The sequence below is a fragment of the uncultured Aquabacterium sp. genome (genome assembly GCF_947366995.1).
Classification (GTDB): Bacteria; Pseudomonadota; Gammaproteobacteria; order Burkholderiales; family Burkholderiaceae_C; genus Aquabacterium.
On the sequence record NZ_CANBCC010000064.1, the window covers coordinates 1 to 23271 of the forward strand.

20 protein-coding genes and 3 tRNA genes are annotated in these 23271 nt (G+C 66.2%); all 23 read left to right on the forward strand.

The annotated features are described in order from the left end of the window. The first annotated feature begins 189 nt into the window (after positions 1–189). The 23 genes from Q0Z44_RS14615 (at position 190) to Q0Z44_RS14725 (ending at position 23124) form a co-directional block, all read left to right on the forward strand. Positions 190–897 carry a succinate dehydrogenase iron-sulfur subunit gene (locus Q0Z44_RS14615; protein WP_109037098.1) on the forward strand — a complete coding sequence of 236 codons (708 nt, stop codon included), beginning with the start codon at positions 190–192 and terminating at the stop codon, positions 895–897. 57 nt (positions 898–954) lie between these two features. Next, the gene (locus Q0Z44_RS14620) at positions 955–1242 is read left to right on the forward strand and encodes a succinate dehydrogenase assembly factor 2 (protein ID WP_298014023.1); all 288 of its coding nucleotides are present in this window, start codon (positions 955–957) and stop codon (positions 1240–1242) included. A gap of 113 nt (positions 1243–1355) precedes the next feature. Continuing rightward, positions 1356–2666 (forward strand): citrate synthase, encoded by a 1311-nt coding sequence (gene gltA, locus Q0Z44_RS14625; protein WP_298014027.1) that lies wholly within the window; start codon positions 1356–1358, stop codon positions 2664–2666. A 365-nt stretch (positions 2667–3031) separates the two neighbouring features. Then, positions 3032–4441 carry a 3-isopropylmalate dehydratase large subunit gene (gene leuC, locus Q0Z44_RS14630; protein WP_298014030.1) on the forward strand — a complete coding sequence of 470 codons (1410 nt, stop codon included), beginning with the start codon at positions 3032–3034 and terminating at the stop codon, positions 4439–4441. Between the two features lie 12 nt (positions 4442–4453). Continuing rightward, positions 4454–4585 (forward strand): entericidin A/B family lipoprotein, encoded by a 132-nt coding sequence (locus Q0Z44_RS14635; protein WP_298014034.1) that lies wholly within the window; start codon positions 4454–4456, stop codon positions 4583–4585. 5 nt (positions 4586–4590) lie between these two features. Beyond that, positions 4591–5238, forward strand: a complete 648-nt coding sequence (leuD, locus tag Q0Z44_RS14640) for a 3-isopropylmalate dehydratase small subunit (RefSeq protein ID WP_298014037.1) — start codon at positions 4591–4593, stop codon at positions 5236–5238. Between the two features lie 26 nt (positions 5239–5264). Next, a complete protein-coding gene (gene leuB, locus Q0Z44_RS14645) occupies positions 5265–6341 on the forward strand; it encodes a 3-isopropylmalate dehydrogenase (protein WP_298014039.1) in 1077 nt (358 codons plus the stop codon). 55 nt (positions 6342–6396) lie between these two features. Then, complete coding sequence (gene asd / locus Q0Z44_RS14650; RefSeq protein ID WP_298014042.1) at positions 6397–7530, forward strand: aspartate-semialdehyde dehydrogenase; 1134 nt, start codon at positions 6397–6399, stop codon at positions 7528–7530. Between the two features lie 283 nt (positions 7531–7813). Further along, entirely contained in the window at positions 7814–10546 is a 2733-nt protein-coding gene (locus Q0Z44_RS14655) for a FimV/HubP family polar landmark protein (RefSeq protein ID WP_298014045.1), read from the forward strand. Positions 10547–10555: 9 nt separating this feature from the next. Continuing rightward, complete coding sequence (gene truA / locus Q0Z44_RS14660; RefSeq protein WP_298014048.1) at positions 10556–11509, forward strand: tRNA pseudouridine(38-40) synthase TruA; 954 nt, start codon at positions 10556–10558, stop codon at positions 11507–11509. 116 nt (positions 11510–11625) lie between these two features. After that, entirely contained in the window at positions 11626–12306 is a 681-nt protein-coding gene (locus tag Q0Z44_RS14665; protein WP_298014051.1) for a phosphoribosylanthranilate isomerase, read from the forward strand. 55 nt (positions 12307–12361) lie between these two features. Further along, complete coding sequence (gene trpB / locus Q0Z44_RS14670) at positions 12362–13606, forward strand: tryptophan synthase subunit beta (protein ID WP_294636276.1); 1245 nt, start codon at positions 12362–12364, stop codon at positions 13604–13606. Next, positions 13606–14430, forward strand: a complete 825-nt coding sequence (trpA, locus tag Q0Z44_RS14675) for a tryptophan synthase subunit alpha (protein WP_294636275.1) — start codon at positions 13606–13608, stop codon at positions 14428–14430. The genes trpB and trpA overlap by 1 nt, the downstream gene beginning before the upstream one ends. Positions 14431–14432: 2 nt before the next feature. Beyond that, on the forward strand, positions 14433–15308 hold the full coding sequence (gene accD, locus Q0Z44_RS14680; protein WP_294636274.1) for an acetyl-CoA carboxylase, carboxyltransferase subunit beta: 876 nt from the start codon (positions 14433–14435) through the stop codon (positions 15306–15308). 90 nt (positions 15309–15398) lie between these two features. Beyond that, complete coding sequence (gene folC / locus Q0Z44_RS14685) at positions 15399–16793, forward strand: bifunctional tetrahydrofolate synthase/dihydrofolate synthase (RefSeq protein ID WP_298014056.1); 1395 nt, start codon at positions 15399–15401, stop codon at positions 16791–16793. A gap of 42 nt (positions 16794–16835) precedes the next feature. Further along, on the forward strand, positions 16836–17750 hold the full coding sequence (locus Q0Z44_RS14690) for an SPOR domain-containing protein (RefSeq protein WP_298014060.1): 915 nt from the start codon (positions 16836–16838) through the stop codon (positions 17748–17750). 22 nt (positions 17751–17772) lie between these two features. Continuing rightward, positions 17773–18303 (forward strand): CvpA family protein, encoded by a 531-nt coding sequence (locus Q0Z44_RS14695; protein WP_298014063.1) that lies wholly within the window; start codon positions 17773–17775, stop codon positions 18301–18303. 31 nt (positions 18304–18334) lie between these two features. Further along, positions 18335–19861 (forward strand): amidophosphoribosyltransferase, encoded by a 1527-nt coding sequence (gene purF, locus Q0Z44_RS14700; protein WP_298014067.1) that lies wholly within the window; start codon positions 18335–18337, stop codon positions 19859–19861. Between the two features lie 89 nt (positions 19862–19950). Continuing rightward, entirely contained in the window at positions 19951–21234 is a 1284-nt protein-coding gene (locus Q0Z44_RS14705; RefSeq protein WP_298014070.1) for an O-succinylhomoserine sulfhydrylase, read from the forward strand. After that, a complete protein-coding gene (gene gltX / locus Q0Z44_RS14710) occupies positions 21231–22649 on the forward strand; it encodes a glutamate--tRNA ligase (protein ID WP_298014073.1) in 1419 nt (472 codons plus the stop codon). Before Q0Z44_RS14705 ends, gltX begins: the two co-directional genes overlap by 4 nt. A gap of 118 nt (positions 22650–22767) precedes the next feature. Further along, positions 22768–22843: transfer RNA gene (locus tag Q0Z44_RS14715), tRNA-Ala, on the forward strand. A gap of 76 nt (positions 22844–22919) precedes the next feature. Further along, positions 22920–22995, forward strand: a tRNA-Glu gene (locus Q0Z44_RS14720). A 52-nt stretch (positions 22996–23047) separates the two neighbouring features. Further along, positions 23048–23124: transfer RNA gene (locus Q0Z44_RS14725), tRNA-Asp, on the forward strand. Positions 23125–23271 lie beyond the last annotated feature (147 nt).

Consider the following 23271-nt stretch of genomic DNA (forward strand, 5'->3'; position numbering starts at 1 on the left):
GAGATGTTATCCGGTGACTGGAGTTCAGACGTGTGCTCTTCCGATCTACTGGATGAAGCACTCGCTGTGGTACTCCGAAGGCAACCGCCTGGACTACAAGCCTGTGAACCTCAAGCCGCTGACCGTGGAATCGGTGCCGCCGAAGGTCCGTACCTTCTGATCGAAGCGACCCAGCATTAGGAATTCATCATGAGCCAAAAGCGCACTTTCCAGATCTATCGCTACGATCCTGACAAGGACGCCAAGCCCTACATGCAGACCATCGAGATCGAACTCGACGGTCACGAGCGCATGCTGCTGGACGCCCTGGTCAAGCTCAAGGCTGTGGACCCGACCCTGTCGTTCCGCCGTTCGTGCCGTGAAGGCGTGTGTGGTTCGGACGCCATGAACATCAACGGCAAGAACGGCCTGGCCTGCCTGACCAACATGCGCACGCTTCCCGGCACGATCGTGCTGAAGCCGCTGCCCGGCCTGCCCGTCGTCCGCGACCTGATCGTGGACATGACGCAGTTCTTCAAGCAGTACAACTCGATCAAGCCGTACCTGGTCAACGACACGCCGCCGCCCGACAAGGAGCGCCTGCAGTCGCCCGAAGAGCGCGAAGAGCTTGACGGCCTGTACGAGTGCATCCTGTGCGCCAGCTGCTCGACCAGCTGCCCGAGCTTCTGGTGGAACCCCGATAAATTCGTCGGCCCCGCCGGTCTGCTCCAGGCTTATCGCTTCATCGCAGACAGCCGCGATCAGGCCACGGCCGAGCGCCTGGACAACCTGGAAGACCCGTACCGTCTGTTCCGTTGCCACACCATCATGAACTGCGTGGACGTCTGCCCGAAGGGCCTGAACCCCACGAAGGCCATTGGCAAGATCAAGGAATTGATGGTCAAGCGCGCCGTCTGAACCCGGCCGCCTTCCATCCCCTCTCGCCCTTGTGCGCAACAGCCCACCCCCATTCCGATGACCGCTCCCGTGCCTGCCGACCTGATGCCCGACCCGGACACCCTGCGTCGGCTGCGCTGGCGCTGTCGTCGTGGGTTGCTCGAGAACGACATCTTCATCGATCGGTTTTTCGAGCAGCACGAGGCGAGTCTGACCACACCGCTGGTCCAGGGATTGCTTCAATTGATGGACCTGTCTGACAATGATCTGCTGGATCTCCTGCTGGCCCGCAAGGAGCCCGAAGGTGAGCTGGCATCCCCCGAAGTCCTGCAGGTGCTGTCGCTGATGCGTGTGAAGCCAGCGTGAATGTTGCCCTCTGATGCCGCGCCGAGCGGACCGCAGAGGGCACATTGCTGTCAGCTGGCCCTGGTACCCGAAGTTTCCATTTCTCTCACAAGACCGACCCCTTAGGAGTGCTCATGACCCCGTCCGACGTGAAAGCCACCCTGTCGTTTTCTGACGGCAGCCCCAGCATGGAACTGCCCATCTACAAGGGTTCTGTCGGCCCGGATGTGATTGACATCCGCAAGCTGTACGGCCAGACCGGCAAGTTCACCTACGACCCGGGCTTCCTGTCGACGGCGTCGTGCAACTCGAAGATCACCTACATCGACGGTGACAAGGGCGAGCTGCTGTACCGCGGCTACCCCATCGAGCAGCTGGCCACCAACTGCGACTTCCTGGAAACCTGCTATCTGCTGCTGAACGGCGATCTGCCGAACCAGTCGCAGAAGGACGAGTTCGTCAACCGCGTGACCAACCACACGATGGTCAACGAGCAGATGCAGTTCTTCCTGCGTGGCTTCCGTCGCGACGCGCACCCGATGGCCGTGCTGACCGGCTTGGTGGGCGCGCTGTCGGCCTTCTATCACGACAGCACGGACATCAATAACCCCGAGCACCGCAAGGTCGCCGCCGTTCGCCTGATCGCGAAGATGCCGACGCTGGTGGCCATGGCCTACAAGTACTCGGTGGGCCAGCCTTACATCTACCCGCGCAATGACCTGTCGTACGCCGGCAACTTCCTGCGCATGATGTTCGCCACCCCGTGCGAGGAATACAAGGTCAACCCGGTGCTCGAGCGTGCCCTCGACCGCATCTTCATCCTGCACGCCGACCACGAGCAGAACGCCTCGACCTCGACCGTGCGTCTGTGCGGCTCGTCGGGCACCAACCCGTTCGCGGCCATCGCCGCTGGCGTGGCCTGCCTGTGGGGCCCGGCTCACGGCGGTGCCAACGAGGCTTGCCTGAACATGCTGGAAGAAATCCAGGCCATGGGCGGCGTCTCGAAGGTGGGCGAGTTCATGAACCAGGTGAAGGACAAGAACTCGGGCGTGCGCCTGATGGGCTTCGGTCACCGCGTGTACAAGAACTACGACCCGCGCGCCAAGCTGATGCAGGAAACCTGCAACGAAGTGCTGGCCGAGCTGGGCCTGGAGAACGACCCGCTGTTCGCCCTGGCCAAGAAGCTCGAGCAGATCGCTCTGGAAGACGACTACTTCGTGCAGCGCAAGCTCTACCCGAACGTCGACTTCTACTCGGGCATCGTGCAGCGCGCCATCGGCATCCCCGTGCCCCTGTTCACCGCGATCTTCGCGCTGGCCCGCACCGTCGGCTGGATCGCCCAGCTCGACGAAATGATCGGCGACCCCGAGTACAAGATCGGCCGTCCGCGTCAGCTGTTCGTCGGCGCCGAGAAGCGCGACGTGGCTCCGATCGGCAAGCGCTGATCGCTTCACATGGCCCGCTGGTCGGGCCAGTGAACCCCTCGAAACCCGGCCCCGGCCGGGTTTTTTACTTGGCGCGGGTGTGTGGTGGGCATTTCGGCACCCTTCCGCCCCGCTATCGCGATCAGTGCCTTGGCGGCCGCTGCATGCCCGTGCGGACCGATCCCCAAGCAGGGAGCCCGCCCGCACCTTCCTCCGAAGCGGGCTGTCGCTGACGCCGTCGCAAAAGGCCGTCGCACGGGGCGGAGTGCCCATGTTGTCGGGGGGATCGCGTGAGGCGGCGCGCGCGCGGGTGCTGTGGGCTGTCGTAAAATTGACAACTTTCCCCAACCTGGGGGCAGTCTGCCCCTTCCCCGCGCGACAGGATCATGGGACGCACGCTCTACGACAAGATCTGGGACGAACACGTCGTCCACACCGAGGAAGACGGCACCGCCGTCCTGTACATCGATCGCCAGCTGGTGCATGAAGTGACCAGCCCCCAGGCGTTCGAAGGCCTCGACATTGCCGGCCGCAAGCTGTGGCGCCTGTCGGCCAACCTGGCCGTCAGCGACCACAACGTGCCCACGACCGACCGCCGCGAAGGCATCAAGGACCCGGTGTCCAAGCTGCAGGTCGACACGCTCGACAAGAACTGTGACCGCTTCGGCATCACGCAGTTCAAGATGGGCGACAAGCGCCAGGGCATCGTGCACGTCATCGGCCCGGAGCAGGGGGCAACGCTGCCCGGCATGACCGTGGTCTGCGGCGACAGCCACACCTCCACCCACGGCGCTTTTGGCGCGCTGGCCCACGGCATCGGCACCTCCGAGGTCGAGCATGTCATGGCCACCCAGACGCTGCTGGCCAAGAAGGCCAAGAACATGCTCGTGAAGGTCGAGGGCTCGCTACCCAAGGGCTGTTCGGGCAAGGACATCGTGCTGGCCATCATCGGCAAGATCGGCACGGCCGGCGGCACGGGCTACACCATCGAGTTCGCCGGCAGCGCCATCCGCGCACTCAGCATGGAAGGCCGCATGACGGTGTGCAACATGGCCATCGAGGCCGGTGCGCGCGCCGGCCTGGTGGCGGTCGACGACACCACGATCAACTACGTGAAGGGTCGCCCCTTCACGCCCACCGGCGTCGAGTGGGAGCAGGCCGTGGCCTACTGGCGCACGCTGCACTCCGATCCGGATGCCGTGTTCGACGCCGTGGTCGAGCTGAGCGCCGACGAGATCAAGCCGCAGGTCACCTGGGGCACCTCGCCCGAGATGGTGCTGTCCATCGAAGACCGCGTGCCGGATCCAGACAAGGAAAAGGACCCCGTCAAGCGCTCGGCGATGGAGCGCGCGCTGCAGTACATGGCGCTCGAACCCAACAAGGCCATCAACGACATCCGCGTCGACAAGGTCTTCATCGGTTCGTGCACCAACAGCCGCATCGAAGACATGCGTGAAGCCGCCGCGGTGGTCAAGCGCATGGGTGGCCGCGTGGCCTCGAACATCAAGCTCGCCATGGTGGTTCCTGGCTCGGGGCTCGTGAAGGAACAGGCCGAGCGTGAAGGCCTCGACCAGGTGTTCAAGGCAGCGGGTTTCGAATGGCGTGAGCCGGGCTGCTCCATGTGTCTGGCCATGAACGCGGATCGCCTGGAGCCGGGCGAGCGCTGTGCGTCCACCAGCAACCGCAACTTCGAGGGCCGTCAGGGTGCAGGCGGGCGTACCCATCTGGTGAGCCCGGCCATGGCGGCCGCGGCAGCCATGGAAGGCCACTTTGTCGACGTCCGTCGTCTCGCCTGAGGCAGCAAGCACATGCAACGTCTGGCAGCCCTGATCCTGATGCTGATGACCTTGTGGGCCATGAGCGCCTGCAACACGGTGCGCGGCTTCGGGCAGGACCTCGAGAGGGCCGGTGAGACCATCTCCAACGCGGCGAAAAAGTAAACACCATGCAAGCATTCCGCATTCACAAGGGCCTGGTTGCCCCGATGGACCGGGAAAACGTCGACACCGACGCCATCATTCCCAAGCAGTACCTGAAGTCGATCAAGCGCACCGGCTTCGGCCCGAACCTGTTCGACGAGTGGCGCTACCTGGATGCCGGCGAGCCGGGTCAGGATCCGGCCACCCGCAAGCCGAATCCCGACTTCGTGCTCAACCAGCCCCGCTACCAGGGCGCGTCCGTGCTGCTTGCCCGCAAGAACTTCGGCTGCGGCTCCAGCCGTGAGCACGCACCGTGGGCGCTTGAGCAGTACGGCTTCCGCGCCATCATTGCCCCGAGCTTTGCCGACATCTTCTTCAACAACAGCTTCAAGAACGGCCTGCTGCCGATCGTGCTGAGCGAGTCGCAGGTCGACCAGCTGTTCAACGAGGTGTTCGCGTTCCCGGGCTACGAACTGACCATTGATCTTGAGCGTCAGGTCGTGGTCAAGCCCGATGGCGCTGAGCTGTCGTTCGACATCCAGCCCTTCCGAAAGTACTGCCTGCTCAATGGCTTCGATGACATCGGCCTGACCCTGCGCCACGCCGACAAGATCAAGGCCTATGAAGCCGAGCGCCTGGCGCAGAAGCCCTGGCTGAACAACCGCATCGTCTGAGATTTCCGAGAAGAAACACCATGGTCATGAAGATTGCTGTGCTGCCGGGTGACGGCATCGGCCCCGAGATCGTCAACGAGGCGGTCAAGGTGCTGAAGGTGCTGGACCTGCCGTTCCAGCTGGACGAAGCCAAGGTCGGCGGCGCCGCCTTTGACGCCCACGGCCACCCGCTGCCCGAGCACACGCTGAACCTGGCCATGGCCTCGGACGCCGTGCTGTTCGGTTCGGTGGGTGACTGGAAGTACGACAAGCTCGAGCGCCATCTGCGCCCCGAGCAGGCCATCCTCGGCCTGCGCAAGAACATGGGCCTGTTCGCCAACTTCCGCCCGGCCATCTGCTACCCGCAGCTGACCCACGCTTCGAGCCTCAAGCCCGAGCTGGTGGCCGGCCTGGACATCCTCATCATCCGTGAGCTGACCGGCGACATCTACTTCGGTCAGCCCCGTGGACGCCGCGAGGCCCCGGATGGCGAGTTCAAGGGCGCGCTGGAAGCCTTCGACACGATGCGCTACAGCAAGCCCGAGATCGAGCGGATCGCCCATGTGGCCTTCCAGGCCGCCCGCAAGCGCAACAAGCGCGTCACCAGCGTCGACAAGGCGAACGTGCTCGAAACCTTCCAGTTCTGGAAGGACGTGGTCACCGAGGTGCACGCACAGTACCCCGACATCGAGCTGGACCACATGTACGTGGACAACGCCGCCATGCAACTGGTCAAGGCGCCCAAGCGCTTCGACGTGGTCGTGACCGGCAACATGTTCGGCGACATCCTGTCGGACGAAGCGTCGATGCTGACGGGTTCGATCGGCATGCTGCCCTCGGCCTCGCTGAACGCCAAGGGCCAGGGCCTGTACGAGCCCAGCCACGGCTCGGCCCCGGACATCGCCGGCAAGGGCGTCGCCAACCCGCTGGCCACCATCCTGTCGGCCGCGATGATGCTGCGCTTCAGCCTGAACCAGGAAGAGGCCGCCGCCCGCATCGAGCGCGCCGTGCAGGCCGTGCTGGAGCAGGGCCTGCGCACGCCGGACATCTTCTCGGAAGGCACGCAGAAGGTCGGCACAGTCGAGATGGGCGAAGCCGTCGTGGCCGCCCTGAAGGCGCAATGACCGACCGGGCTGAACCGCTCGCTACACAACACTGAATCACTGAAGGAAATTCATCATGGCTACGACTCTGGTTGGTCTGGTCGGCTGGCGCGGCATGGTCGGCTCGGTGCTGATGGACCGCATGCAGGCCGAAGGCGACTTCGCCCACTTCGAACCGCTGTTCTTCTCGACCTCCAACGCCGGCGGCGCTGCCCCGGCCATGGCCAAGAACGAGAAGACGTTGAAGGACGGCTACGACATCAACGAGCTCAAGCGCTGCGACATCATCCTGACGGCCCAGGGCGGCGACTACACCAACGACGTGTACCCCAAGCTGCGCGCCGCCGGCTGGAACGGCCACTGGATCGACGCCGCCTCGTCGCTGCGCATGAAGGACAACGCCGTCATCGTGCTGGATCCGGTCAACATGCCCGTGATCAAGAATGCGCTGGCCAACGGCGGCAAGGACTGGATTGGCGGCAACTGCACCGTCAGCTGCATGCTGATGGGCGTGGGCGCGCTGTACAAGGCCGGGCTGGTCGAGTGGATGTCGACCCAGACCTATCAGGCGGCTTCGGGCGGCGGTGCCCAGCACATGCGCGAGCTGCTGACCCAGTTCGGCACGCTGAACGCCGAAGTGAAGGCCCTGCTGGACGACCCCAAGAGCGCCATCCTGGAAATCGATCGCAAGATCATCGCCAAGCAGCGTTCGCTGACCGAAGCCGAAACGGCCAACTTCGGCGTGCCGCTGGGTGGCTCGCTCATCCCCTGGATCGACAAGGACCTGGGCAACGGCCAGTCCAAGGAAGAGTGGAAGGGCATGGCCGAGACCAACAAGATCCTGGGTCTGGGCGAGGGCTTCGGCTCGGCCGCGATCCCGGTCGACGGTTTCTGCGTGCGCATCGGCGCCATGCGCTGCCACTCGCAGGCTCTGACCTTCAAGCTCAAGAAGGACGTGCCCCTGGCGGACATCGAGGCCATGATCGCCGCCGACAACGAATGGGTGAAGGTCGTGCCGAACACCCGCGAGGCGACGGTCAAGGACCTGACCCCGGTGGCCACGACCGGTACGCTGACGATCCCGGTGGGCCGCATCCGCAAGCTGGCCATGGGCCCGGATTACATCGGCGCCTTCACCATCGGTGACCAACTGCTGTGGGGTGCCGCCGAGCCGCTGCGCCGCATGCTGCGCATCCTGCTGGACGCGTGAGCGTTTTTACCCATCGAAAAGCAAGGCCGGGCAGCCGCTGATCAAGGCAGCGGTTGCAACGTCTGGTCACAAAATCAAAGGTGGGGCGTGTGGCCGCAAGGCGACAATCATGCCCCGCCAAGGGGGCGGGGACAGGCACCATGCTGACACTGGCTTTTGTCAGTAAATGCATGAGCTTGTCACCGTATCTAGCGGCTGTTATTGTGTTTTCTGCTGCGTACCGTCTGCGGGTGGGGTCGCGCCTCCTGGGTCTTGTCCGATCCGGTCGTATTGAGGTCGACGCATGCACCGTCACGACGACTTGGGAGACGCCTTGAAAGATCATTCGTTGTCCTCGGGGCGATTTGCCCTGAATCGGGTTGCGCTGGCCGCAGTCTTTTCCGTGCTGGCGGGCTTGCCCGGGGCCTCCTGGGCGCTGGGTCTGGGCAAGCTGAATGTGCAGTCTGCGCTGGGCGAGTCGCTCCGCGCCGAGATCGATCTGAGCAGCCTCACGACGGAAGAGGGTGCTTCGCTGCAGGTTCGTGTGGCGTCCCCGGAAACCTACCGCGCAGCGGGCGTCGACTACAACCCGGTGCTCGCCACCACCAACATCACGCTGCAGAGGCGCGCTGACGGCCGTCCTTACCTGCGCATCGCCAGCGACCGCTCTGTTCAGGAGCCGTTTGTCGACGTGATTCTTGATCTGTCGTGGTCCACAGGGCGTCTCGTGCGTGAGTACACGCTGCTGTTCGATCCCCCGTCGAGCCGTGCGCCGGCGCAGGCCACCTCACCGGCCATCACCGTGCCATCGCCCGTCACGCCGCCTCCGACCACCGATGCCGCGGCGTCGCGTGCGCCGTCCCGGCCGGCTGCGGAGCGTCCTGCCGAGCCGGCGGTGCGCGCCGAGCGCAGGGCCAGCCGTCCGGCGCCGCCCGCGCCCTCCGCTCCGGCCCCTGCGCCCGCTCCCTCGGCACCGGTTGCGGAAGCACCGGGCAGCACGCCGTCCGCTGCGGCCGCCTCGTCGTCTGCCGACAGCGTCCGCGTGCGCTCGGGCGACTCCCTGTCGTCGATCGCCTCCCGCAAGCTGCAGCCGGGCGTGTCGCTCGACCAGATGCTGGTGAGCCTGTACCGCGCGAACCCGAAGGCTTTCCAGGGCAACATGAACCGCTTGAAGGCGGGTGCCGTTCTGGATCTGCCTTCTGCCGACCAGGCCCGCGAGATCAGCCCGCAGGAAGCGCGCAAGATCATCATTGCCGAAAGCGCCGACTTCGCCGCCTACCGTCAACGTCTGGCCGGCACCGTGACCGAGTCGGTTCCCGGCCAGGCACAGCGTCAGGTCAAGGGGCAGGTCGAAGCCGAGGTCAAGGACCAGAAGCAGGCCGCCGCACAGACCCCCGACAAGCTGACCCTGAGCAAGGGCGGCATGGCCGCGGGTGGCAACGCCTCGGTGGAAGATCGCCTCGCGAAGTCGCGTGCCAAGGAGGAAAGCACGGCCCGCGTGGCCGAACTGTCCAAGAACCTCGACGAACTCCGTCAACTGAAGGAGAAGGCTGCGGCGGCTCCCCCGGCACCGAAGCCGGCTCCCGTGCCCTCGGCACCTGCCAAGCCGCTGGAGGACGTGCCCTCCGGCTCGCCGGCCCCGGCGTCCGAGCCGCTGACCGACGCGCCCCAAGTCGCGGCTTCGGAAGCCGCGTCGGCCACGGCCGTGGCAAACGCCGCGTCCGAGCCGGCGTCTGCCGCTTCGCCGGTTGCGCCGGTGGTGCCGGCGCCCGCCCCGGTGGCACCGCCGCCTGCTCCCGAGCCCGAAGAGCCGGGCCTGCTGGCCACGGTCAACCCGATGCTGCTTGCCGCTGGCGGTGCCGCCCTGGCTTTGTTGGCTGGCGGGCTGATGTTCCTCCGCTCGCGTCGCCGCACCGACTCCGGTGAAACGTCTTTCCTGGAGAGCCGGCTGCAGCCCGACTCCTTCTTTGGGGCCAGCGGCGGTCAGCGCGTCGACACCCGCGACGCGACGGGCGGTCCTTCGTCAATGAGCTATTCGCTCAGCCAGCTGGATGCCATCGGTGACGTCGACCCGGTGGCAGAAGCGGATGTTTACCTGGCTTATGGCCGGGACCTGCAGGCCGAAGAAATCCTCAAGGAGGCCCTGCGCAGCACGCCCGACCGTCTGGCCGTGCGCACCAAGCTGCTGGAGGTCTACGCCAAGCGCCGCGACACCAAGGGCTATGAGCAGCTGGCCGTGCAGTTGTTTGCCTTGACGGGTGGTGTCGGTGAAGACTGGGCGAAGGCCCAGGAAATGGGCCTGGGCATCGACCCCGAAAACCCGCTGTACCAGCCGGGCGGGCGCCCCTCCGAGCAGGATGTGGCCCGTGAGTCGACCGACGCCCTGGGCGCCTCGACCGTGCCGCACTCCGTGATGCCGGCTCCCAGCCAGCTCGACTCCGTGGCCCCGCCGGTCGCGGCCGAGCCGGACGACGTCGACATGGTGAACCTGGACCTCGACATCTCGGGTCCGGCGCCGCTGGACGAGGTGACCGACTCGGTGTCGCCTGCGGCCGTCGAGCTGAATGACCTGCCGCCGCTGGACCTGAACGACGATCTGCCTGATCTGGGCAACCCGCCGGCATCCGCCGAGCCGGTCGAACTGCCGGAGCTCCCGGCGGCCACGTCGCCTGACAACGCTGGCCTCGACTTCGATCTGGACGAGTTCCCGCCTGCTGCGCCCGCAGCCCAGCCTGCTGCCACACCGGACCCGGCCTTCGACATGGAGTCGATCAGCCTCGACCTCGATGTGCCGACAGGAGAGGCTGCCGAGCCGATCCCGGCGGCCGAGGTGGCAGGCGAGGACGACTGGCTCAACCAGCCTGCCGCGGATTCCTCGCTCACCGATCCGATGGCTCGCAAGCTGGAGTTGGCTGACGAGTTCCGACAGATCGGCGATGTCGACGGTGCCCGCGAGCTGCTCAATGAAGTGCTCGACAACACCCAGGACGCGGCGCTGCGCGCCAAGGCCCAGGGCATGCTCGATTCACTGGGATGATGCGACACGATGCAGCATGAGGAACCGGCGCGGGCGCCGGGTCTGGTCACTCCGGTGGCCGACCCGGATGCCCGAGACGCCTCCCGGCCCGACGCAAGGGCGACCCGGCGGGTCGCCCTTGGTGTTTCTTACCGTGGTGGCGCCTACACCGGCTGGCAGAGCCAGCCCTATGGCGGCACAGTGCAGGATGCGCTGGAGCACGCGCTGAGCGAGTTCGCCGTGCATCCGGTCAAGACCGTGTGTGCCGGGCGTACCGACACCGGCGTGCATGGCATCAACCAGGTGGTGCACCTGGATACGCCGTTGTCCCGGGCGTCGTTTTCCTGGGTGCGCGGCACGAACACCTTTCTGCCGCCCGACATCGCTGTGCAGTGGGCGGCCGAGGTCCCTGACACCTTTCATGCGCGCAACAGCGCCATCGGGCGCCGCTATGCGTACATCCTGCTCGAGTCGCCGATCAAGCCGGCCATCGAGGCGGGGCAGGTAGGCTGGGTCTTCCGGCCGCTGAACCTGCAGGCGATGCGCGAGGCCGCAGCCCTGCTGATCGGCGAGCACGATTTCAGCTCCTTCCGTTCGTCGCAGTGCCAGTCGCCGACGCCGGTCAAGCACCTGCGCGAGATCCGCATTGCGTCATGCCGGCCCGCCACGCCCTTCGTGCCCCCGCGTGAGAGCGACGTGCCGCACCGTTACTGGCGCTTCGATTTCGAGGGGCAGGCGTTTCTTCATCACATGATCCGCAACATCATGGGCTGCCTGATCGCGGTGGGCACCGGCACCCAGCCGGTGTCGTGGGTGCGGCGCGTGCTCGAAGCCCGCGACCGCAAGGTGGCCGCGCCGACGTTCTCGCCCGACGGATTGTACTTCCTGGGGCCGCAGTACGACGCGGGCTGGGGCCTGCCCAGTCAGGTGCCTGGGCTGTCATGGCTGCCTCAACCGCTGCCGGACGATGGCGCGGGACATTGACCGGGCTCTGCCGTGCCCCCTGGCGTCGGGCGGGAGATTGGCCTGAGGGCCGAATTTTGCGACAATCCACGGGTTGTCACCACCGGCGCTGCAGCACAGTCTGCCGCCATGTCGGGATGCCCCCCAGTCTGACGTCGCCTTTACCCGCCTTCCATCGCACCCGCATCAAGGTCTGTGGCCTCACGCGCGAGGCCGATGTCGACGCTGCGGTCGAAGCCGGTGCTGACGCCATCGGGTTCGTGCTTTACCCCAAAAGTCCCCGGCATGTGCCGCTGGCCCGTGCGGTGGAGCTGGCATGCCGTCTGCCTCCCTTTGTGACACCAGTGGTGCTGCTGGTGAACGCCGATGCCGCCCTGACGGCCGCGGTGCGCGGGGCCCTGCCTCAGGCGCTGCTGCAGTTTCACGGCGACGAACAACCGGCCGAGTGCGTCTCGCTGGCGGGCGGACAGCCGTTCATCCGGGCAGCCCGGATGGCGCCAGGTTTCGATTTGTTAGACTTCGCCTCGTCCTATGCCGATGCGCAGGCCTTGCTCGTGGATGCCCATGTCGAGGGCTACGGGGGCGGCGGACAGGTGTTCGACTGGTCCCTGTTGCCGACGGGCCTGTCGCGTCCAATGATTCTGTCGGGTGGCCTGCACCCCGGTAACGTGGAAGAAGGCGTGCGGCGCGTGCGGCCCTGGGCCGTGGACGTCAGTTCGGGCGTGGAAGCCAGCAAGGGCATCAAGGATGCCGCGCTGATGCGCCGTTTCTGTGAGGCCGTGCGAACGGCCGACCGGCTTTGTGCCGAAACCGTTTGAAGCGGCTGCCGACCCCATTCCGGTGGCAACCGCGTCCGAGTTCCTTGAGAGTCACATGCTGAACTACAACCAGCCCGATGCCCGCGGGCACTTCGGTCCCTACGGCGGCACCTTCGTCTCCGAGACCCTGATCTACGCGCTCGAAGAACTGAAGAACGTCTACGAGCACTACCGCCATGACCCTGAGTTCAACGCCGAGTTCCGCAAGGAGCTGGCGCACTTCGTCGGCCGCCCCAGCCCGATCTACCACGCAGCCCGTCTGAGCCGCGAAGTGGGCGGCGCGCAGATCCACTTCAAGCGCGAAGACCTGAATCACACCGGCGCACACAAGGTCAACAACACCATCGGCCAGGCGCTGCTGGCCAAGCGCATGGGCAAGCCCCGTGTCATCGCCGAAACCGGGGCAGGGCAGCACGGCGTGGCCACGGCCACCATCTGCGCCCGCTATGGCCTCGAGTGCGTGGTGTACATGGGTGCCGAAGACGTCAAGCGCCAGTCGCCCAACGTCTACCGCATGCACCTGCTGGGCGCCAAGGTGGTGCCGGTCGAGTCGGGCAGCCGCACCCTGAAGGACGCGCTGAACGAAGCCATGCGCGACTGGGTGACCAACGTCGAGAACACCTTCTACATCATCGGCACGGTTGCGGGTCCGCACCCGTACCCGGCCATGGTGCGCGATTTCCAGAGCGTCATCGGCGAGGAGTGCCTCAAGCAGATGCCCGAGCAGATCGGCCGCCAGCCGGACGCCGTCGTGGCCTGTGTGGGCGGTGGCTCGAACGCCATGGGCATCTTCTACCCCTACATCCCGCATGAAGGCGTGCGCCTGATCGGCGTGGAAGCGGCGGGCGAAGGCTATGAGAGCGGCAAGCACTCGATGTCGCTGCAGAAGGGCGTGCCGGGCGTGCTACACGGCAACCGCACCTACCTGCTGCAGGACGAGAACGGTCAGATCACCGAGACCCACTCGGTCTCGGCGGGCCTCGATTACCCCGGCGTCGGCCCCGAGCACGCCTACCTGAAGGACATCGGTCGTGCCGAGTACGTCGGCATCACCGACCAGGAGGCGCTCGAAGCCTTCCACCGCCTGTGCCGCACCGAGGGCATCATCCCGGCGCTGGAGTCCAGCCATGCCGTGGCCTATGGCATGAAGCTGGCCGCCACCATGAAGCCGGATCAGCACGTGCTGGTCAACCTGTCCGGTCGCGGTGACAAGGACATCGGCACGGTGGCCGATCTGACTGGTGCCGAGTTCTACTGCCGGCCGTCGTGCCGTGGCCTGTCGGTGAAGGGGGGCGTGTGATGACGACCCGCCTCGACCAGACCTTTGCCACGCTGAAGGAACAGGGCCGCAAGGCACTGATCCCCTACATCACCTGCGGTGACCCGTACCCCGAGAAGACCGTCGAACTGATGCTCGCGATGGCCGAAGCCGGCGCCGACGTGATCGAACTGGGTGTGCCGTTCTCCGACCCGATGGCCGACGGCCCCGTGATCCAGAAGGCTGCCGAGCGCGCGCTGGTCAAGGGCATCTCGCTGGCCCATGTGCTGGCCGACGTGAAGGCCTTCCGTGAGCGCAACGCCACCACGCCGGTGGTGCTGATGGGCTACGCCAACCCGATCGAGAACCACGACCTCCGTCATGGCGCCGGCAGCTTCGTGCGCGACGCGAAGGCCGCGGGCGTCGACGGCGTGCTGGTGGTCGACTACCCGCCGGAAGAGTGCGAGGAGTTCGCCGCGCGCCTGAAGGCGGAAGGCCTGGCCCCCATCTTCCTGCTGGCGCCTACGTCCAGCGAGCAGCGCATGGCCGATGTCGGCCGCGTGGCTGCGGGTTACGTCTACTACGTCTCGCTCAAGGGCGTGACGGGCGCCGGCCACCTGGACACGGCCGCCGTGGCCGCCATGGTGCCGCGCATCAAGGCCCACGTGAACGTGCCGGTCGGTGTGGGCTTCGGCATCCGCGATGCCGAGACCGCCAAAGCCGTGGCCGCCGTCTCCGATGCCGTCGTGATCGGCTCGCGCATCGTGCAACTGCTCGAGACGCAATCGCCTGACACCGTTGTTTCTGCTGCGCGCGGCTTCATTGCCGAGATCCGCGCTGCCCTCGATACCCTGAAAGGAGCCTGAGCATGAGCTGGCTTGAGAAACTGCTGCCCCCGAAGATCCAGCCGACCGACCCGTCCGAGCGTCGTTCGGTGCCCGAGGGCTTGTGGGTCAAGTGCCCGTCGTGCGAGACGGTGCTCTACAAGAACGACCTCGAGGCCAACGTCAACGTCTGCCCGAAGTGCGGCCACCACCACCGCATCGGTGCGCGGGCCCGCCTGGACGCCTTCCTCGACGCCGAAGGCCGCTACGAGATCGGCCAGGAAGTGCTGCCGGTCGACGCGCTGAAATTCCGCGACAGCAAGAAGTACCCCGACCGCATCAAGCAGGCGATGGAATCGACCGGCGAGACGGACGCCCTGATCGTGATGGGTGGCTCGGTCCACAGCATCCCGGTCGTGACGGCCTGCTTCGAGTTCGACTTCATGGGCGGCTCGATGGGCTCGGTGGTGGGTGAGCGTTTCGCGCGCGGCGTGGAAACCGCCGTCGAGCAGAAGACGCCGTTCATCTCCTTCACGGCCACGGGCGGCGCCCGCATGCAGGAAGGCCTGCTGAGCCTGATGCAGATGGCCAAGACCAACGCCGCGCTGACCCGCCTGGCCAAGGCGAAGCTGCCCTACATCAGCGTGCTGACCGACCCGACCATGGGTGGCGTGTCGGCCTCGTTCGCCTTCATGGGCGATGTGGTGATCGCCGAACCCAAGGCCCTGATCGGCTTTGCCGGCCCCCGCGTGATCGAGAACACTGTGCGCGAAGTGCTACCGGAAGGCTTCCAGCGCGCCGAGTTCCTGCTGCAGAAGGGCGCCGTCGACATGATCCTCGACCGCCGCGAACTGCGTCAGGCCATCGCCCGCCAGCTCGCCATGCTGACGCGCCAGCCGGCCGACGCCGTCGCAGGCTGAGCCCCTGTCTGTCCGGAAGGCCGAAAGGCCTTCACCGATCGGGCTGCGCCACGGTGCAGCCCGTTTGCTTTTCTTCCTGACCCTGTCGACATGACCGCTTCCGACACGTCTTCCCCTTCGGCCAACCCGCGCACGCTGGACGACTGGCTCGCGCACTGCGAACGCCTGCACCCGGTCGGCATCGACATGGGGCTGGACCGCGTGGGTTCGGTGTGGGCGCGCACCGGCGTGGTACTGGGCACGCCGATGGGGCAGGAAGACAGCGGGCGTGACGCCCCGGTGGTGTTCACGGTGGCAGGCACCAACGGCAAGGGCTCGACCTGCGCGATGCTCGAGGGCATCCTGATGTCGTCGGGCTTCCGCGTGGGCGTGTACGGCTCGCCGCACCTCGTGCGCTTCGAGGAGCGCTGCCGCATCCAGGGTGAGCTGGTGACAGCCGAGCAGCTCGTGCCGCACTTTGCGGCCATCGAGGCCGCGCGGGGCGATACCCCGCTGACCTACTTCGAGTTCACCACACTGGCCATCATGCGCCTGCTGGCCTCGGCCGGGCTGGACGCGGTGATCCTGGAAGTGGGCCTCGGGGGGCGGCTGGATGCCGTCAACATCATCGACACCGACTGCGCCATCATCACCAGCATCGACCTGGACCACATGGAGTGGCTCGGTCCCGATCGCGAGGCCATCGGCCGCGAGAAAGCCGGCATCATGCGGGCAGGGCGCCCGGCCGTGGTCTCCGATCCGCAGGCGCCGCAAAGCGTGGTGGACCACGCGGCGGCCCTCGGCGCAGACCTGTGGCTCTTCGGCCGCGACCACAACTACGCGGGCGACCGCCAGCAGTGGTCCTGGGGCGGGCGCAGCAAGCGCTTCAACGGCATGGCGTATCCGGCGCTGCGCGGTGCCAACCAGCTGCTGAACGCGTCGGGCGTGCTGGCCGCGCTCGAGGCGATGCGTCCGCGTCTGCCGGTGTCGGCGCAGGCAGTGCGCACCGGCCTGGCCACGGTGGAGTTGCCCGGCCGCTTCCAGATCATCCCGGGTCAACCCACACTGATTCTGGACGTGGCACACAACCCCCATGCGGTCGCCACGCTGGCCGTCAACCTCGATCAGATGGGCTTTTTCCCGCGCACGCATGCCGTGTGGGGCGCCATGGCCGACAAGGACGCGGCTGGGATGGTGGCGAAGCTGCGCCCGTTGGTCGATGCCTGGCATGTTTGCGACCTGCCGACACCGCGCGCTGCCACGGCCGCCCAGCTCGCCCAGGTGATCACCGATGAAGTGACAGCCCGCCCAATGGCCACCGCTCCGAAGGCCACGATCAGCACCCACCCGGATCCGATGAGCGCCCTCAGAGCTGCCCTCGCGGCGGCGGACCCGGCGGATAGAATCGTGGTTTTCGGGTCGTTTTACACCGTGGGCGGCGTGTTGCACGAGGGCTTGCCCAAGCTGAACGCGCCCCATCTGAAGGCGGGCGGCGACGGAGCCTGATCAGGCTGCCAGCCCCCGCTTTTCCTATTTTCCAAGCCGAGCATGTCGCTGTCATCGTTTTTCCAGCGCCTTCTGCGTCGCGGCCCTGCGGTCCAGGCCCCGGCGGCCGAGTCCCTGCCGCCGTCCCAGGCCGACATCGAGGCCACGCGCACGCGGGCACGTCGTCGCCTGATCGGCATGGCCGTGCTGGTGGGAGCGGGGGTCATCGGCTTCCCATGGCTCTTCGAGACCCAGCCTCGGCCGATGTCCAGTGAAGTCGAGGTCGTACAGGCCGGCACGCCCCGCGCCCAGGGTGACCCTGCGCCCGTCTCCGGCCGTGCCGTGGCGGGCAAGGTGGGTGTGGCGGGCATCGTGACGCCCCCCCCGGCCGAGGTGGTGGAGCCGGCACAGACCGCACGCGAGCAGGACATGACCGAGCGCGAGGTGGTCGAGTCGACCGCGGATGCCCCCCGTGACCCAGCTGGCGCGCGTGAGGCCGAGCGCAAGCAGGCCGAGCCGAACGCCGTAGAACAGAAGGCCGCAGAGAAAGCCGCCGATCAGGCCGCAGCCAGACGCCTGGCGGCCGAGAAGGAGAAGGCCGCCGAGGCGGCGCACGTCCGCCGTCTGGCCGAGCAGAAAGCAGCGGATCAGAAGGCCGCAGAGCTGAAGGCTGCCGAGCAGAAGGCGGCCGAACGCCGCCAGGCCGAGGCCCGTGCAGCGGCCAGCAAGCCGACCGAGAAGGCCGACGGTGGACGCTACATCGTTCAGGTTGGCGCATTTGGCGAGGCGGCCAAGGCCCAGGAGGTCAGGCAGAAGGTCGAGCGTCTGGGCATCAAGACCTACACCCAGGTGGTCGAGACCCCTGGGGGCAAGCGCATTCGCGTCCGCATCGGGCCCTACGCCGACAAGGCCGAGGCTGAGAAGGCCATGGCCAGCCTGCGCAAGGCGGGCCTGGGTGGGAACATCCTGACGCTGTGAGGAAGCCTTTCTCCCTGACCCCATGGATGCAGTGAACCCTGCGGACGCCAGCAACGCCTGGTCGTTCATCGACCTGGCCCTGCTCATCGGCCTCGCGTTGTCCGTCATCGTGGGCGCGTGGCGCGGCTTGGTGCACGAGGTCATGTCGCTGCTGGGGTGGGGCGCGGCCTATGTCTCGGCGCAGTGGTTCGGTCCAGCCGTGGCCCCCCATCTGCCGGTGGGCGAGCCGGGCGGCAGGCTCAACCTGATCTCCGGGATGCTGGTCGCCTTCGTGCTCGCGTGGCTGGTGTGGGCCCTGCTGAGCTGGGGCGTGACGCAGCTGACGCGCGAATCGCCGCTGAACGGGCCGGACAGGGTGCTGGGCGCTGGATTCGGCCTGGCACGCGGGGTGGTGGTGGCCTTGCTGGTCGCCACCCTGGTGAACATGACGCCGCTGGCCCAATGGGGTCCGTGGCAATCGTCACGCGGTGTCGCGTGGCTCGCAGTGTTATTGGACGGGCTGCGCCCCGTTCTGCCCGGGCAGGTGGTCAAATTCCTGCCCGAGCAATCGTGACTCGATTTTGTTGAATTGGAAGAGGTGAACCATGTGCGGCATCGTTGGTGTGATTTCCAAGGCGCCCGTCAACCAGTTGATCTATGACGCGTTGTTGCTACTGCAGCACCGCGGTCAGGATGCGGCTGGCATCGTGACGGCAGGACCGGATGCGCATGGTCGCAAGTTCTACATGCACAAGGCGCGCGGCATGGTCAAGGACGTCTTCCGTACGCGCAACATGCGCGCGCTGCCAGGCACCGTCGGTCTGGGGCAGGTGCGCTACCCGACCGCGGGCAATGCATTCAACGAGGAAGAGGCCCAGCCGTTCTATGTGAACGCGCCGTTCGGCCTCGTGCTCGTGCACAACGGCAACCTGACCAACGCCCACGAACTCCGCGAGGAACTGTTCGACATCGACCGCCGTCACCTGAACACGGACAGCGACACCGAAGTGCTGCTGAACGTGTTCGCGCATGAACTGGAACTCGCCGGTCGCGAACTGCCGCTGACGCCGGACGCCGTTTTCCAGGCCGTGCGTGCCGTGCACAAGCGAATCAAGGGCTCGTACGCCGTGATCTGCCTGATCGCGGGCCACGGCATGGTCGCCTTCCGTGACCCGTATGGCATCCGCCCGATGTGCTACGGCGAGGCCGATCTGCCCGAAGGCCGTGAAGTGATGGTGGCCAGCGAGTCGGTGGCCCTGGAAGGCACGAGTCACCGCCTGGTGCGCGACGTGGCGCCGGGCGAAGCGCTCTTCGTCGATCTGGACGGCGTGGTGCATGCCCGCCAGTGCGCCGAGAAGAGCGTGCTCAACCCCTGTATGTTTGAGTACGTGTACCTGGCGCGTCCCGACTCCGTCATCGACGGTGTCTCGGTCTACCAGGCTCGCCTCAACATGGGCGAAACCCTGGCGCAACGCGTGATCTCCACGATGCCGCCGTCCGAGATCGACGTCGTCATCCCCATTCCTGAGTCAAGCCGCCCGTCGGCCATGCAGCTGGCCCAGAAGCTGGGCAAGCCCTACCGCGAAGGGTTCGTGAAGAACCGCTATGTGGGCCGGACCTTCATCATGCCGGGGCAGGGCGTGCGCAAGAAGTCGGTTCGCCAGAAGCTCAATGCCATCAGCATGGAGTTCAAGGGCCGCAACGTGCTGTTGGTGGACGACTCCATCGTGCGCGGCACGACGTCGAAGGAGATTGTGCAGATGGCCCGCGAGGCCGGTGCCAAGAAGGTCTACCTGGCCTCGGCTGCGCCGCCTGTGCGCTTCCCCAACGTCTATGGCATCGACATGCCGACCAAGACCGAGCTGGTGGCCCATGGCCGCTCCCATGATGACATCCGCAAGATCATCGGCTGCGACGCCCTGATCTATCAGGACGTCGATGCGATGAAGAAGGTGGTCGGCAAGCTCAACGCCGACATCAAGGGATTCGAGGCCTCGTGCTTCGACGGCTGCTACATCACGGGCGATGTCAGCGCCGCCGATTTCGCGGCCATCGAATCGCAGCGCCTGACGCAGAAGGACGAGGAAGAAGCGGTCAACTCGCGTCTGGCGCTGCAGAACCAGTCTGAGTGATTGCCACCCCGGCCCGCATGGGCCGGGGTCGGATTCGCAACCGGGTCGGCCGGCCACTGGCTGCGGCCGCCCAAGGAAAGGTGCCGCTGATGGCCGACAACGACAAGAAAAGACTGCCGCGCCGCGACCTGCCAGCCGATGCCCGCATCGAGACGCTGGCCGTGCGCGAGGGCCTGCCGCCCACGCAATGGGGCGAGAACTCCGAAGCGCTGTTCCTGACGAGCAGCTTCAACCACCCGGATGCGGCCACGGCCGCGGCGCGCTTTGCCAACGAAGAAGAAGCGTTCGTTTATTCGCGCTTCACCAACCCGACCACGATGATGTTCGAGCGCCGCCTGGCCGCGCTCGAAGGCACCGAAGCCTGCCTGGCCACCGCCAGCGGCATGAGTGCCATCCTGCTGATGGTGATGGGCCCGCTCAAGGCGGGCGATCACGTGGTGTGCTCGCACAGCGTATTCGGCTCGACCATCACCCTGCTGGCCACCCAGTTCGGCAAGTTCGGTGTCGAGACCACCTTCGTGTCGCAGACCGACGTGCAGCAATGGCGCGACGCCATGCGGCCCAACACGAAGCTGCTGTTTGCCGAAACACCGAGCAACCCGCTGACCGAGGTGTGTGACATCGCCGCTCTGGCCGAGATCGCCCACGCCCACGGTGCCCTGCTGGCGGTGGACAACTGCTTCTGCACCCCCGCGTTGCAGAAGCCGGTGGACCTGGGTGCCGACCTCATCATCCACTCGGGCACCAAGTACCTGGACGGGCAGGGCCGGGTCCTGGCCGGCGCCGTGTGCGGGCCTGACGCCATCATCAATGGCCCGCTGATGAGTACCTTGCGCGGCGCCGGCATGGCGCTCTCGCCTTTCAATGCCTGGGTCGTGCTCAAGGGCCTCGAGACCCTGTCCATTCGCATGGCCGCGCAGAGCGCCAATGCGCTCAAGCTCGCACAGTGGCTCGAGCGGCACCCGAAGGTCGACCAGATCTTCTACCCCGGCTTGCCCAGCCACCCGCAGCACGAACTCGCCATGCGGCAGCAGAGTGGCTGCGGCGGCGCCGTCGTGTCCTTCACAACGAAACCGGCGACCGGCAACGTCACCGTGCCCGGCCCCGCCACGCTGGACGAGGCCGCCCTGCGCCTGCGTCAGGCCGCTTTCCACGTGATCGACCAGACCCGCCTGTGCTCGATCACCTCCAACCTGGGCGACACCAAGACGCTGATCACCCACCCGTCGAGCACCTCGCACGGGCGCCTGACCGAAGCCCAGCGCCTGGCTGCCGGCATCACGCAGGGCATGATCCGCGTGGCCGTTGGCCTTGAACACATCGATGACATCACGGCCGACCTGGCCCGTGGCCTGGATACCCTCAACACATGAGCAACGCTGTTTCCCAACCTACCGGCGTGGTCCGCACCCGGATCGCCCCTTCGCCGACCGGCTACCTGCACCTGGGCACCGCCCGCACCGCGCTGTATTCCTGGGCCTACGCCCGCCATCATGGTGGCCAGTTCGTGCTGCGCATCGAAGACACCGACGTGGCCCGCTCAACGCAGGAGTCGGTCGAGCAGATCCTGCAGTCCATGCACTGGCTGGGCCTCGACTACGACGAAGGCCCGATCTACCAGATGCAGCGCCTGGACCGCTACCAGCAGGTGATCGACCAGATGCTGGCCAACGGCACGGCCTACCGCTGCTACGCCACGCCGGAAGAGCTGGACGCCATGCGCGAGGCCCAGAAGGCCCGCGGCGAGAAGACCGGCTACGACGGCCGCTGGCGCCCCGCACCGGGCAAGGTGCTGCCCCCGATCCCGGAGGGCGTGAAGCCCGTGGTGCGCTTCGCCAACCCGCTGGAAGGCGACGTGACCTGGGACGACCTCGTCAAGGGCCCGATCACGATCAACAACCGCGAGATCGACGACCTCATCATCCAGCGTCCGGACGGCGTGCCCACCTACAACTTCGCCGTGGTGGTCGACGACTGGGACATGCAGATCACCCACGTCTTCCGTGGCGACGAGCACATCAACAACACGCCCTGGCAGATCAACATCTACCGGGCGCTGGGCGCCGCGCTGCCGCAGTTCGGCCACCTGCCCGTCATCCTGGGTGACGACGGCACCAAACTGTCCAAGCGCCGCGGCGCCGTGGCGGTGTCGAACTACGAAGAAATGGGCTATCTGCCCGAAGCCATGCTGAATTACCTGGCCCGTCTGGGCTGGAGCCATGGTGACGAAGAGCTGTTCACCATCGAGCAGATGGTGTCGTGGTTCGATGGCTCGCACCTCAACAAGAGCCCGGCCCAGTGGGATGCGGCCAAGCTGGCGTGGGTGAACGCGCACTACGTCAAGCATGCGGACGATCAGCGGCTTTCCGCCCTGGTGGCGAAACACCTGCGCGCGAAGGGCCTCGCCGTGGCCGACGACGCCGCACTGGCCCCGCATTGCGCGCTGTTCAAGGACCGTTGCTCGACGACGGTGGAACTGGCCGACTGGCTGAGCATGTACGTGGCCGACGTGACTCCGCCGGCCGACGAACTGGCTGCCAAGCTGACCGACGCCGTGAAGCCGGCTGTGGCTGCGCTGGCGGAACGCCTGAAGACCGTGGCTTGGGAAGCTCCCGCCATCAGCCAGGCCATCAAGGACACGCTGGGCGAATTCGGCCTGAAGATGCCCCAACTGGCCATCCCGGTGCGCCTGCTGGTGTGTGGCCGTTCGCAGACCCCGTCTGTCGATGCGGCGCTGGTGTTGTTCGAACGTGACGTTGTCGTGCAACGGTTGCAGAAAAACATCTGACAGTTGCCAACGGCAGAAAAATCGACATATACTCTCATTCTCGCTTGAACGACGCTTTGTTCGAAACGACAAAGCAGCCGGGCAACCCGAAGGATGCAAATCCAAATGCGCATCTAAAGGGGGTATAGCTCAGCTGGGAGAGCGCTTGCATGGCATGCAAGAGGTCAGCGGTTCGATCCCGCTTACCTCCACCACCAGAGCAATCTGGGTCGGTGTCTGGTTGCAGAGTGTGTCGGGTAGAGCGTCGATCAGGTTGCATGAAGGAATTCAGTCCCCTTCGTCTAGAGGCCTAGGACACCACCCTTTCACGGTGACTACAGGGGTTCGAATCCCCTAGGGGACGCCAAGTTTTGACGGCACTTGGCTGACAGCGATGTCAGCGCAGCCGACAACCACGCGGAGTGGTAGTTCAGTTGGTTAGAATACCGGCCTGTCACGCCGGGGGTCGCGGGTTCGAGTCCCGTCCACTCCGCCAGATAGTTGAATGGCGTTGCTGGTGACACAGCAGCGCAGTTGATGGAAACAGTCTCGGTGCCAGTCTGGCGCCCTGAACGTGGCGACACGAACGGGGGTATAGCTCAGCTGGGAGAGCGCTTGCATGGCATGCAAGAGGTCAGCGGTT